11 protein-coding genes are annotated in these 13,384 nt (G+C 64.4%); 8 read left to right on the top strand and 3 right to left on the bottom strand.

All coding sequences use genetic code 11. The features are described from left to right. The first annotated feature begins 20 nt into the window (after positions 1-20). The 3 genes from ASG84_RS11305 to marP are packed head-to-tail and all read left to right on the top strand — an operon-like array spanning position 21 to position 2,526. The gene (locus tag ASG84_RS11305; RefSeq protein WP_057477263.1) at positions 21-629 is read left to right on the top strand and encodes a TlpA family protein disulfide reductase; all 609 of its coding nucleotides are present in this window, start codon (positions 21-23) and stop codon (positions 627-629) included. Between the two features lie 23 nt (positions 630-652). Next, complete coding sequence (locus tag ASG84_RS11300) at positions 653-1,339, top strand: NUDIX hydrolase (RefSeq protein ID WP_057477262.1); 687 nt, start codon at positions 653-655, stop codon at positions 1,337-1,339. Further along, entirely contained in the window at positions 1,336-2,526 is a 1,191-nt protein-coding gene (gene marP, locus ASG84_RS11295) for an acid resistance serine protease MarP (RefSeq protein ID WP_057477133.1), read from the top strand. The genes ASG84_RS11300 and marP overlap by 4 nt, the downstream gene beginning before the upstream one ends. A 10-nt stretch (positions 2,527-2,536) precedes the next feature. Here marP and ASG84_RS11290 read toward each other — a convergent pair whose 3' ends face one another. After that, positions 2,537-3,469 carry an alpha/beta fold hydrolase gene (locus tag ASG84_RS11290; RefSeq protein WP_057477132.1) on the bottom strand — a complete coding sequence of 311 codons (933 nt, stop codon included), beginning with the start codon at positions 3,467-3,469 and terminating at the stop codon, positions 2,537-2,539. Positions 3,470-3,493: 24 nt separating this feature from the next. After that, positions 3,494-3,988 (bottom strand): phage holin family protein, encoded by a 495-nt coding sequence (locus ASG84_RS11285; protein WP_057477131.1) that lies wholly within the window; start codon positions 3,986-3,988, stop codon positions 3,494-3,496. Between the two features lie 243 nt (positions 3,989-4,231). On the opposite strand from ASG84_RS11285, the gene ASG84_RS11280 reads away from it, so the two are divergent. Further along, positions 4,232-5,602 carry an MFS transporter gene (locus ASG84_RS11280; RefSeq protein ID WP_057477130.1) on the top strand — a complete coding sequence of 457 codons (1,371 nt, stop codon included), beginning with the start codon at positions 4,232-4,234 and terminating at the stop codon, positions 5,600-5,602. Between the two features lie 70 nt (positions 5,603-5,672). Here ASG84_RS11280 and acs read toward each other — a convergent pair whose 3' ends face one another. Further along, positions 5,673-7,616, bottom strand: a complete 1,944-nt coding sequence (acs, locus tag ASG84_RS11275) for an acetate--CoA ligase (RefSeq protein WP_057477261.1) — start codon at positions 7,614-7,616, stop codon at positions 5,673-5,675. 445 nt (positions 7,617-8,061) lie between these two features. Between acs and ASG84_RS11270 the strand changes: the two genes are divergently transcribed. From ASG84_RS11270 to ASG84_RS11255, 4 genes are all read left to right on the top strand, one after another. Beyond that, positions 8,062-9,684, top strand: coding sequence for a peptide ABC transporter substrate-binding protein (locus ASG84_RS11270; RefSeq protein ID WP_057477129.1), 1,623 nt, complete (start codon positions 8,062-8,064; stop codon positions 9,682-9,684). Between the two features lie 141 nt (positions 9,685-9,825). After that, positions 9,826-10,749 (top strand): ABC transporter permease, encoded by a 924-nt coding sequence (locus ASG84_RS11265; protein WP_057477260.1) that lies wholly within the window; start codon positions 9,826-9,828, stop codon positions 10,747-10,749. Further along, complete coding sequence (locus ASG84_RS11260; RefSeq protein WP_094617952.1) at positions 10,742-11,680, top strand: ABC transporter permease; 939 nt, start codon at positions 10,742-10,744, stop codon at positions 11,678-11,680. Before ASG84_RS11265 ends, ASG84_RS11260 begins: the two co-directional genes overlap by 8 nt. Position 11,681: 1 nt before the next feature. Then, complete coding sequence (locus tag ASG84_RS11255; RefSeq protein ID WP_057477128.1) at positions 11,682-13,355, top strand: ABC transporter ATP-binding protein; 1,674 nt, start codon at positions 11,682-11,684, stop codon at positions 13,353-13,355. The last annotated feature ends 29 nt before the right edge of the window (positions 13,356-13,384 follow it).

Here is a 13,384-nt window from a genome sequence, read left to right as displayed (position 1 = left end):
CGCTCATTCTCGTCGTCGGGATGGTTTACGCGCTGTGGCCGCGAAGCGAAACTCCTGCCGAGGCGTCCTCGGACGGTCCCGGTCTGGGGCAGCGTGCACCGTCGACGGCCGAGCGCCGGGCCGCGGACACGCCCGAGGCCCTCGCACCGTTGAGGCAGAACGCCGGTCTCGCCCCGTGCCCGACGCCGTCGGGCAACGCAGCGGGCCCGTTGGCGGGCATCACCCTCGAATGCATCGGCGACGGCTCGTCCGTCGATCTGGGCCAGGCACTGGCCGGCCGACCCGCGCTGCTGAACATCTGGGCCTACTGGTGCGGACCCTGCGCGGAAGAATTGCCGTACCTGCAGCAATACGCGCAGCGGGCAGGTGATTCCGTCGCCGTGCTGACGGTGCACAACGACGCCAACGAGGCCAACGGCCTGACGAGGCTCACCGATTACGGGGTCACTCTGCCCGGAGTTCAGGACGGCGGCGGGCGCGTCGCGGCTGCGGTGGGAGCGCCGAACGTGCTGCCCGTATCCGTTTTGATATCTGCGGATGGCACTGTCGCCAAGGTGCTACCTCAACCCTTCAGAAGCGTCGACGAGATTGCCGACGCCGTGCGCGAGAACCTCGGAGTCGCGTCGTGAGCGCACCCGAGTGGCTCGGGCGCATGCTCGACGTCGCCGGCAGCGCCGGCGGACTGACCGACACCACCGGTATCAACCCGGTGTTGCAGCGGCAAGCCCAGCCGGCCGACCGAACCCGTTCCGCAGCGGTGTTGGTGCTGTTCGGCGGGCCGGAAGCCGCTGATCCGACCGCTCCCGGTGGGTTACCCGCCGACGCCGACGTGCTGCTGACCCAGCGCGCGTCGACGCTGCGTGATCACAGCGGACAGATCGCCTTCCCCGGTGGTGCTACCGATCCCGGCGACGGCGGTCCCATCGGAACGGCGCTGCGGGAGGCGCAGGAGGAAACCGGTCTCGACCCCGCCGGAGTCGTGCCGCTGGCGACGATGCCCGGGATCTACGTGCCGCCGTCGCGCTTCGATGTGGTTCCAGTGCTTTCGTACTGGCAATCGCCGAGCCCGGTTCGGGTTGTCGATGCAGGTGAAACCGAGCGCGTGGTGCGAGTTCCGTTGCAAGAGTTGCTCGATCCGGACAACCGATTCCAGGTGCGGCACCCCGCCGGCTACCAGGGCCCGGCCTTCTCGGTACAGGGAATGCTGGTGTGGGGATTCACGGGCGGTATTCTGGCGGGCCTGCTCGCTGTGTCGGGCTGGGAGTCCGAATGGGACACGGGGGACATACGCGATCTGGAGGCCAGCTTGACTGCGGTAGGAGCGAGGCTCGATCGGTGACGGGTTCAGGGTGGGTAGATATCGCGGTGGTCGCCATCGCGCTGTTGGCGGCAACATCGGGATGGCGGCAGGGTGCGGTGGCGTCGGCGCTGGCGTTTCTCGGCGTCGTGCTCGGGGCCGTCGCCGGCATTCTGGTAGCGCCGCACGTGCTCGAACACGTCGACGGTTCGCGAACGCGGGTGTTCGTCGGTATCGCGTTGATCGTGGTGTTGGTGATCGTCGGTGAGGTAGCCGGCATGGTTCTGGGTCGCGCGCTGCGCAGCGGAATACATTCGCGCGCAGCCAGATCCGTGGACAGCACGATCGGGGCAGGTTTGCAGGCCGCGGCCGTTCTCGCTGCCGCGTGGCTGCTGGCCATTCCGTTGACGTCGTCGTCGCAGCCAGAGGTCGCCAGCGCGGTGCGCGGCTCGACTGTCCTGGGCAAGGTCGACGAGGTGGCACCCGACTGGTTGCGTCAGGTGCCCAAGGAATTCTCGGCGCTGCTCGACACCTCCGGACTGCCGGATGTCATCGGACCGTTCGGTCGCACGCCGGTTGTCGACGTCGCAGCTCCGGACTCCGGCATCGCAGCGGGTCCGATTCCGGTGACGCTGGCGTCGAGCGTCATCAAGATCAACGGCATTGCCCCGAGTTGCCAGAAGGCCCTCGAAGGCTCCGGCTTCGTCGTAGGGTCCGACCTGGTGATGACCAACGCGCACGTTGTGGCAGGGACGTCCGAGGTGACCGTCGATTCGCCCAACGGCCCGCTCGACGCCGACGTCGTACTGTTCGACCCCGAAGAAGACGTTGCGGTGCTTCGGGTTTCGCAGCTCCAAGCGCCGGTGCTGAATTTCGCTCCGGCCCCGGCCGAATCCGGTACCGACGCCATCGTGCTCGGTTACCCCGGCGGCGGGCCTTACACGGCGAGCCCGGCGCGGATACGCGAAATCATCAACCTCAGCGGCCCCGACATCTACCGCACCGGCACCGTACAACGCGAGGTCTACACGGTGCGTGGGTCGGTCCGACAGGGTAATTCCGGTGGACCACTGGTCAACTCGTCCGGTGAGGTTCTCGGTGTCGTGTTCGGTGCCGCCGTCGACGACCCCGACACGGGATTCGTACTGACGGCGTCGGAGATCGCGGACGAGTTGGCGCAGAGCTTCGATGCGCCGGTGTCGGTGGGTACCGGCGACTGCATCGTCTAGGGCGTGCTGACTAGTTCTCGCGCACGACCCGCAGGATCTCCTCGGACACCACGTCCGGGGCTTCCTGGTGCACGTAGTGCCCCACGTCCCGCGCCGTTCGACGCGTCAGACCCGGGGCCCAGTGCCGATCCCGATCGAGGGTGGTGGGCAGCACGTACGGGTCGAGGTCACCGCTGATCTGCACGACCGGGATCGAGGTGCGTACGTCGACTGCATCCATGAAGCGGCGGCCGTCGGAGCGGAACTGGCTGCGGAACGCCCAGCGCTGATATTCGAGCGCAGAGTGTGCGGCACCGGGAATGCGGATGGCGGAGCTCATCCTGGCTGCGGTGTCTGCGAAATCCTCGGTGCTCGTCCAGGCGGACCCGGCTCGACTTCGCATCAGTTCCTCCACCGCGCTGCCGCCTCGACGGGTCAGCAACCTCTCGGGCCGCAGTGGAACCTGATAGCGAACGAAGTGCGGCAGCAGAGCCGCGCGTTGGGCGGAATCCTTCAACACTGCACGTCGCAGGGAGATGGGGTGCGGGGCGTTGATCAGCACCATCGAGCGCACCAGACGTGGATGCAGCGCCGAGCTGGCCCAGCAGACCAATCCGCCGTCGGCGTGTCCTACGAATGTGGCGTTCGGGTAGCCGAGAGCTCTGATGAGGCCGACGATGTCGCCGGCCAGGGTCCAACCGTCGTATCCGCGTGGGGGTTTGTCGGAATCGCCGTACCCACGCAGGTCGACGGCGACGGCGCGGACACCGGACCCGGCGAGTGCATCGAGTTGGTGTCGCCACGAGTACCAGAAGTCGGCGAAGCCGTGCAGCAGGACCACCAGGGGCGCGTTCGGTTCGTGTTCGCCGACTTCGACGATGTGGAACCGGATTCCGTTGGCGTGGATATCACGATGGATCCATCGTCCCGGGTAGCGGACGGTGGACGGATCGGGTTGATTCATACTGCTCGACTCGCCGGGCGTCGACTACTTCTTGTAGCCGGGAATTCCGGGGATGGAGTCGTGCTGGTTCGGCAGTACCGTCGACGCCTGCTTGAGCGAGTCGATGGTCTTCTCGGGCTTGCGCAGCTTCTTGACTCTGCGGTAGCCCAGGAATCCGAACAGCGCCGCCGCCAACACCATGACCGCGAACACGATGAGGAAGGCCGCCCAGCGGTACAGCCACACGTCGAGCAGTTCGGCGGCGAAGAAGAAGAAGAAGAACGTGCTGAACAGCAGCACCGTCAGCGCGATGATGAAGAAGACGCTGCCCTGCAGACCCTTCTTGACCTCGCCGGTGACCTCGGCCTTGGCGAGAGCGACTTCGGCGCGCACCAGCGTCGAGACCTGAGTGGTGGCGTCCTTGACGAGATTTCCGATGCTGGCGCTACCAGGGGTGCGCGCATCGACATCGGTCAGAGGTATCGACGAAATCGTGTTCGGGACGCCGTTTCCGTATCCCTTGTCATTGCTGACGCTCAACTCTCGACCCCTTGTAATCGCTCTGCTCGGTGTTTTGCGGATCGTATCGACAGTAGTGCCTAGGTAGCAGATTAACCGCTACGCGGCGGGCGAGCGATGCTCGGCCCGCCGATGGTTACCTCCCCGCCGGCCGAGACAAACACGGAAATCTTGCACGAATCGGCAACGAACGGACCGGGGGCGTGAAATTCTCAGGTGTTCATCAGGTAATTTTCAGGGAACTTCCCTCTTCAGGAGCAATTCGTGAGTTCACCACACGCCGTCACGGACGACGGCGCAATTCCCGCACCCCAGGTGCCTCGGTCACGCATCGTGATCGCCTCGATGGTCGGCACGTCGATCGAGTTCTTCGATTTCTACATCTATGCCACCGCCGCGGTACTCGTCTTCCCCCGCTTGTTCTTCCCCGCGGGCAACGACACCACCGCGCTGCTGGCGTCGTTCGCGACGTTCGGCTTGGCGTTCGTCGCACGACCCATCGGCTCTATTCTGTTCGGCCACTTCGGTGATCGCATCGGCCGCAAGGCGACCCTCGTCGGGTCCCTGCTGACGATGGGTGTCGCGACGTTTGCGATCGGACTCCTGCCGACCTATGCCGCAGCGGGTCTGTGGGCGCCGGCTCTGCTGGCGATCATGCGGTTCACCCAGGGCGTCGGCCTCGGCGGTGAGTGGAGTGGTGCGGCGTTGCTGGCCACCGAGACCGCCAAGCCGGGTAAGCGAGCCTGGGCAGCGATGTACCCGCAGTTGGGCGCGCCCATCGGCTTCTTCTTCGCCAACGGCATCTTCTTGCTCATCGTCATCGCGACCGGCTACGACTCCGCGAACTCCGGCACCGACCATGCGTTCCTCACGTGGGGATGGCGCATCCCGTTCCTGCTCAGCGCGATCATGGTGATCATCGGCCTGTACGTCCGGCTCAAGCTCGAGGAGACGCCGGTGTTCAAGCTGGCCGTCGAGCGCGGCCAGAAGGTCAAGACCCCGTTGGCTCAGGTGTTCAAGACCAGCTGGCGTCAGCTGATCATCGGTACCTTCGTCATGCTCGCCACCTACACGCTGTTCTACATCATGACCACGTGGGTGGTCAGCTACGGAACAGGCAAGGTGGCCGACGTCAACGGTCCCAAGCTGGCCATTCCGTACACCGACTTCCTCGAGCTCCAGCTCATCGCGGTGCTGTTCTTCGCGGCCCTGATCCCGGTCGCCGGGCTGCTCGCCGACAAGTACGGCCGACGTCCGACGCTCATCGTCATCACCGCAGCGATCGTGCTGTTCGGTCTGTCGTTCCACTGGTTCGCCGACCCGTCGTCCGCGTCGGCAGGCAAGATGCTGGTGTTCATGTGCGTCGGCCTCGGACTGATGGGCCTCACGTTCGGACCCATGAGTGCCGTTCTGCCCGAGCTGTTTCCGACCAACGTGCGTTACACCGGCTCGGGAATCTCGTACAACACCGCGTCGATCCTCGGAGCCGCAGTGGCCCCGTTCATCGCAACCTGGCTGGTGAGTTCCTACGGCGTCGGCTGGGTGGGCGTCTACCTGGCCATCGCTGCATCGTTGACGCTGATCTCGCTGATCATCATGAAGGAAACGCGAGACCGGTCGCTCGACAGCGTGTAGAGCGGCTGGCGCCGCATGTGCACGGAACTTCGTAGCCCACTACGAAGTTCCGTGCACATGCGCGGAGCGCTCAGCGGCCCTTCTTGATCGCCTCGAATACCTTCGGGTCGACGAGGGTGGAGACGTCGCCGAGTTCGCGGCCTTCGGCCACGTCGCGCAGCAGGCGACGCATGATCTTGCCGGACCTCGTCTTCGGCAGCTCCGGCACGATGGAAATCTCGCGCGGCCGGGCGATCGGCGAAATCTCCTTCGAGACCTGAGCTTTGAGCTCCTTGATGAGTTCGTCGCCGGTGTTCTCCACGCCCGCGCGGAGGATGACGAACGCGACGATGCCCTGACCGGTGGTCTCGTCGGCGGCACCGACGACAGCAGCTTCGGCGACGCCGTGATGGCTGACCAGTGCCGACTCCACCTCGGAGGTCGAGATGCGGTGGCCGGAGACGTTCATGACGTCGTCGACGCGGCCGAGAACCCATAGGGCACCGTCCTCGTCGTACTTGGCACCGTCACCGGCGAAGTACCAGCCTTCTTCGGCGTAGCGGGACCAGTAGGTGTCCTTGTAGCGGTCCATGTCGCCCCAGATGCCGCGCAGCATCGCCGGCCACGGCTCGGACAGGACGAGGTATCCGTTGCCGCCGTTGCCCAGTGGCTTGGCGTCGTCGTCGACGATCTTGGCCGAGATGCCCGGGAGTGGGGTCATCGCGGAGCCGGGCTTGGTGGCGGTGACGCCGGGGAGCGGGGAGATCATGATCGCGCCGGTCTCGGTCTGCCACCAGGTGTCGACGATCGGTGCGGTGCCGCCGCCGACGACGTCGCGGAACCAGCGCCATGCTTCGGGGTTGATGGGCTCGCCGACGGATCCGAGCAGACGGATCGAGGACAGGTCGTGGGCCTCGGGAATCTCCTTGCCCCACTTCATGAACGTGCGTACGAGGGTGGGGGAGGTGTAGTAGATCGAGACCTTGTACTTCTCGATGACGTTCCAATGCCGGTGCTCGTCGGGCGAATTGGGGGTGCCCTCGTAGACGACCTGGGTGGCGCGGTTCGAGAGGGGTCCGTAGACGATGTAGGAGTGTCCGGTGACCCAGCCGATGTCGGCGGTGCACCAGTAGACGTCTTTGCCGGCCTTGTGGTCGAAGACGTTGTGGTGGGTGTACGAGGTCTGCGTCAGGTAGCCGCCGGAGGTGTGGATGATGCCCTTGGGCTTACCCGTCGTACCGGAGGTGTACAGGATGAAGAGCGGGTGCTCGGCCGGGAACGGCTGCGCCTCATGCTCTTTCGATGCTGTGGCGACGGTCTCGTGCCACCAGAGGTCGCGTCCGTCGGTCCAGGAGACGTCGGAGTCGGTGCGCTTGACGACGAGCACGTGTTCGATCGAGGCTGCTCCGTCGACTGCTTCGTCGACGGTGTCCTTGATGGGGGCGGGCTTGCCGCGTCGCCACTGGCCGTCGGTGGTGATGACGAGTTTGGCTTCGGCGTCGTCGATGCGTGAGCGTAGTGCGGTGGCGGAGAAGCCGGCGAAGACGACCGAGTGGGTCAGTCCGAGGCGGGCGCAGGCGAGCATCGAGACGATGGCCTCGGGGACCATGGGCATGTAGATCGCGACGCGGTCGCCGGAGACGAGGCCGAGTTCGGTGAGGGTGTTGGCGGCTTGGCTGACGTCGGCGAGCAGGTCGGCGTAGGTGACGTCGCGGCTGTCGCCGGGTTCGCCTTCCCAGTGGATGGCGACCTGGTCGCCGTGGCCGTCGAGGACGTGGCGGTCGACGCAGTTGTAGGCGACGTTGAGCTCGCCGTCGGCGAACCACTTGGCGACGGGGGCGTCGGACCAGTCGAGGACTTCGGTGAACGGGGTGTGCCAGTGGAGGCGGCGGGCCCGTTCGGCCCAGAAGCCGAGTCGATCCTTCTCCGCGGCGTCGTAGAGATCCGCCTGAGCGTTCGCCTGCGCCGTGAACTCGGCCGTCGGTGCGTAGGCGGCAACCGCGGTCTCGTCTGTCCCGGAGGTACTGGTCGTCATCTCGAATAGCTCTCTTTCGTCCGATGCTTTTCGCCCATGAAACGGCATTCGACAGCCGGTCTCGAGCCACTGGTGAGGGTAGTCACATGTGATGGCGATCGCACCGTTGCAATCGCCTGCAACCCCCTGATCTGCGGTGATCGGTAGTTTCCGCACGGTGGGCGGTCATCGGCGTCGCTCGCAGGACGCCGTCTCGACGGCTCTGTCCGCACTGTGAGAAATCGACTTGCCGAAACGTTTCGATCATGTTTCCGACTTACTCGTGGGTCAGCAAAAACTGGGGGAGTTCACATGTTCGTATCAGGATGTGTCTAAAGTTCGTTCCATCAGATCGTTGGAACGGCTCACCTGCCGTGCCATGCGGTCGCCCACGAATCCCCGGGCGTCGCGCCCGAGGAACTGAGCACGGACGACCCCGTGTTCACATCTGGATGGAGGATTTTCCTTGCGTATCAAACGTGCCGCGGTAGTCACCACGGCTGTGCTGATGAGTGCGAGCCTGCTCGCCGCGTGTGGCGGTGGAGGCTCGAGCTCCAGCGGCAGCGCCGACGGGATCTACAGCATCTACATCGGTGAGCCGGAGAACCCGTTGGTTCCCGGAAACACCACCGAGAGCGAAGGCAGCCAGGTCCTCAAGGCGCTCTTCACTCCACTGGTCACGTTCAACGACGAAGACAACAGCGTCGAGTACAACGGTGTTGCGGAGTCCGTCGAGTCCGAGGACAACATCACCTGGACCGTCAAGCTCAAGGACGGCTGGACGTTCCACGACGGCACTCCCGTCACCTCGGAGTCCTTCACCAAGGCGTGGAGCTACAATGCGTTGAGCACCAACGCTTTCGGTGCTTCCTACTTCTTCGAGAACATCGAAGGCTACGCAGATCTGCAGGGCAGCGACACCGCCGCGCCCGCCGCGACCGAACTGAGCGGATTGAACGTCGTCGACGACACGACCTTCACCGTCAAGCTCAACGGACCGTTCGCAATCTTCCCGCTGACACTCGGCTACACCGCGTTCGATCCGCTGCCGGAGGCGTTCTACGCCGACCCGACGGCATTCGGTGCACGCCCGATCGGTAACGGCCCGTTCAAGGCCGACTCGGACTTCGTTCCCGGGCAGGGCTTCACCGTCACCAAGTACGACGACTACGCAGGCGACAATGCCGCCAAGTCCGCAGGCGTCAACTTCAAGGTCTACACCGAGCTGAACACCGGCTACAACGATATTCAGGGCGGTGGACTCGACATCATGCTCGATCTGCCCGAGGACGCCTGGGCCACTGCGCGAGATCAGTTCGGTGATCGTTACGCCGATCGCGCCCGTCCCGACATCACCTCGCTCGGCTTCCCGACGTACGACCCGCGGTTCCAGGACCCGAACGTGCGCAAGGCATTCTCGATGGCCATCGATCGCCAGGCCATCGCGACGGCGATCTTCACCGACACCCGTACCCCCGCCGATTCCTTCGCCTCTCCCGTGGTCGAGGGCTACCGCGAGGACGCTTGTGGTGCCACCTGCGAGCTCAACGCCGACGAGGCCAACCGTCTGCTCGACGAGGCCGGCTTCGATCGCAGCCAGCCGGTGGACCTGTGGTTCAACGCCGGCGCCGGACACGACTCGTGGATGACGGCCGTGGGCAACCAGATTCGCGAGAACCTGGGTGTCGACTACGCACTGCGCGGCGATCTGCAGTTCGCTCAGTACCTACCGCTGCAGGACGCCAAGGGTATGACCGGCCCGTTCCGCTCGAGCTGGATCATGGACTACCCGTCGATCTACAACTTCCTGTCTCCGCTGTACTCCTCCGCGGCACTGCCGCCGGCCGGTAGCAACGCCACGTTCTTCAGCGACCCGGCTTTCGACGCCGCTCTCGCAGAGGGCAACAACGCCGAGAACATCGAAGCTGCGACGGCGGACTACCAGAAGGCCGAGGACATCCTGTTCCAGCAGATGCCCGCAACGCCGCTGTTCTACGGCCTGAACCAGGCAGTGTGGTCCGATCGCGTCTCCGACGTGAAGATCGACAACACCGGCGACATCGTCCTCGAGGACGTCGTAGTCAGCTAACAACGGACACCGGTGGGTGGCAACGGACGTGACTCCGTTGCCACCCATCGGTTTCGTTTCGGCGGCGGGCTCGACGCCCGCCGAAGACCTGCGTCAGCGAGACCCGATTCGCAGGATCGCCGCATCCAAGGAGAAACCACAGTGGGTCGCTACATATCCCGCCGATTACTGTTGACGATTCCCGTCCTGATCGGCTCCTCTTTCCTCATCTTCGCCATGGTGTACGCACTGCCAGGTGATCCCATCCGCGCCCTGGCCGGAGATCGCCCGCTCGCCCCTGCCGTCGTGGCCCAGTTGCGCGACGAGTTCAACCTCGACGACAACCTGGTCGTCCAGTACCTCAAGTACATCGGTGGATTTTTCCAGGGCAACTTCGGCACAGACTTCTCCGGCCGACCCGTGCTCGACACCATCGAGCGGGCCCTGCCCGTCACCATCAAGCTCACCATCGTCGCCGTGGTCTTCGAGACGGTCATGGGCATTGCGGCCGGTGTTCTGTCGGCCCTCAAGAAGGGGTCGTTCTTCGACAACCTCGTGCTCATTTCGACGACGTTGCTGGTCTCCGTCCCGGTCTTCGTGCTCGGCTTCATCGCGCAGTTCACGCTGGGCGTGAAACTGGGTTTCTTCCCGATCTCCGGTATCAACAACGGGTGGTCGAGCTACCTGCTCCCGGGCCTGGTGCTCGCGTCGCTGTCGATGGCCTACGTCGCCCGATTGACTCGTACGTCCGTGGCGGAGTCGATGGCGGCGGATTACATCCGCACCGCTAAATCCAAGGGAATCAGCAACCGCCGCATCATCGTTCGCCATGCGCTGCGTAATTCGCTGATTCCCGTCGTCACCTTCATCGGTGCCGACGTCGGCGGTCTGCTGGGCGGTGCGATCGTCACCGAAACGGTGTTCAACCTGCCGGGTCTCGGCCGCGCGATCTACGACGCACTGGCGCGTCAGGAAGGTGCCGTCGTCGTCGGCATCGTGACGCTCTTCGTCTTCTTCTACATCTTCTTCAACCTCGTGGTGGACGTTCTCTACGCGGTTCTCGATCCAAGGATTCGCTATGAATAAGGAAGATACGAACGCAGCTCACCACGCCGCGGACGAGGGCCAGCCGGGCAACGTCATCACCGGTGAGGCCGTAGATCTGGTCGGCCAGGCCAGCCTGTGGGGCAACGCGTGGAAGTTCTTGCGCAAGAGTCCCTTCTTCATCATCGGGTCGTTCCTGCTCGCTGTGCTCCTGGTGATGGCGGTGTTCCCGCAACTGTTCGCTCGGGGTATCGACCCCCGGGTCTGCTCGCTGTCCAACTCGCGCCAGACCCCCAGTGCCGAACATTGGTTCGGCACCGACATTCAGGGCTGCGACTACTACGCCAATGTCATCTACGGTGCGCGGATCTCGCTGTCCATCGGTGTGCTGTCGGTCATCGGTGTGCTCATCATCGGTGTGCTGATCGGTGCTCTCGCAGGCTATTTCGGCGGTTTCATCGACAGCATCCTGGCTCGGTTCACCGACGTGTTCTTCGGAATTCCGCTGCTGCTCGGTGCCCTCATCCTGTTGACGGTGACCGCACAGCGCACGATCTTCACCGTCTCGCTCGCTCTGATCGTGTTCGGCTGGATGACGGCGATGCGACTGGTCCGATCGAGTGTCATCGCGATCAAGAACAGCGAGTACGTCCAGGCTGCTCAGGCGCTCGGTGCGTCCACGTACCGAATTCTGGTGCGGCACATTCTGCCCAATGCCCTTGCGCCGGTGATCATCTACGCGACCATCTCGGTGGGTACGTTCATTGCGGCCGAGGCGACGCTGACGTTCCTCGGAATCGGACTGCAAGCTCCGGAGATTTCCTGGGGTCTGCAGATCAACCTCGGTCAGAACGTGTTCCTGACGGCACCGTACCTGGTGCTGTTCCCAGCCGCGTTCCTCTCCGTCACGGTGCTCGCGTTCATCATGCTCGGCGACGCACTCCGTGACGCACTCGATCCGAAACGGAACTGACATGAGTACTCAGAAGGACACGGTTCTGACCGTCACCGATCTGACGGTCGAGTTCGAGGTCGAGAAGGTATGGCGCAAGGCCGCCGATTCCGTCTCGTTCACGGTCGCCGCCGGCGAGGTACTCGCCATCGTCGGTGAGTCCGGATCCGGTAAGTCGACCACCGCCATGGCCATTCCCGGTCTGCTGGCCGACAATTCACGTGTTTCCGGCAGCATCAAGCTGGGCGAGAAGGAACTGGTCGGGCTGCCGGAGAAGCAGCTGGCTCCCATCCGCGGCAAGAACGTGGCGGTGATCTTCCAGGAGCCCATGACGGCGCTCAACCCGGTGTACTCGATCGGCTGGCAGATCACCGAGGCCATCCGTGCACACACCTCGCTGTCGAAGAAGGAAGCGAAGGCTCGGGCCGTCGAGTTGTTGAAGCTCGTCGAGATGCCCGATCCGGAGACTCGGGTGGACTACTACCCGCACCAACTTTCCGGTGGTCAGCGTCAGCGCGCCATGATCGCCCAGGCACTGTCGTCGGACCCATCGCTGCTCATCGCAGACGAGCCGACCACGGCCCTGGACGTCACCGTGCAGGCCGAGATCCTCGACCTGATGCGTGACCTGCGTAACCGGATCGACGCGTCGATCGTGCTGATCACCCACGACATGGGTGTGGTGGCCGACATGGCCGACCGTATCGCGGTGATGAAGGACGGCGTCGTCGTCGAAACCGATGCTGCACAAACTATTTTCAAGAACGCGTCGCATCCGTACACGCAGCAGTTGCTCGCCTCGGTTCCGCACCTGGGCAGCAGCATGGAGTCCGTCGCGGCAGGCACCATCGCCCAGCCGAAAGCGGCGGAGGACACCCGAGCACTGAGCATCGTCGACGGCGTCATCGAGTACCCGGGACGCACGGTATTTCGGGCGGTCGACGGGGTCAGTCTCGACATCGAGATGGGTGAGGTCGTCGGTCTCGTCGGTGAATCCGGCTCCGGTAAGTCCACGATCGGCAAGGCCGTGGTGGGCCTGAACAAGCTCACCGGTGGCTCGTTGTCCATCGCCGGCGTCGACATCACCAACCTGTCGAATCGAGAATTACGGTCGGTGCGCAGCAAGGTCGGCATCGTGTTCCAGGATCCGGGTTCGTCGCTGAACCCGCGCTGGCCGATCGGTCAGTCGATCGCCGAGCCGATGCTGTTGCACACCGAACTCGGCGCATCCGAGCGGAACAAGAAGGTCGAAGAGCTGCTCGACCAGGTGCACCTGTCGCGCACCATGCGCAACAGGTATCCCCACCAGTTGTCCGGTGGGCAGCGGCAGCGAGTCGGTATCGCGCGGGCGCTGGCTCTCGAGCCGACGCTGCTGGTGGCCGACGAACCGACGTCCGCTCTCGACGTGTCGGTGCAGGCGAAGGTGCTCGAGCTGTTCAAGGAACTGCAGCACGAGTACGGCTTCGCGTGTTTGTTCATCAGCCACGACCTCGCTGTGGTGGAGGTATTGGCCAAGCGGATCGCGGTGCTGAACAAGGGCAAGTTGGCCGAGTTCGGCACGACGGACCAGATCCTGCGTCGTCCGACGAACGAGTACACCAAGCGGCTGCTCGCGGCTGTCCCGGTGCCGGACCCGGCCGAACAGGCCAAGCGTCGCCAGGCCCGAGCCGAGCTGCTGGCAGCAGGGGCACAGTAAGGGTGTGGGGAGGGGGTACCGTCGTCTGT

Origin of the sequence: Rhodococcus sp. Leaf278 (assembly GCF_001426085.1) — a bacterium.
Classification (GTDB): Bacteria; Actinomycetota; Actinomycetes; order Mycobacteriales; family Mycobacteriaceae; genus Rhodococcoides.
This window is presented reverse-complemented; position numbering and strand designations above follow the sequence as displayed.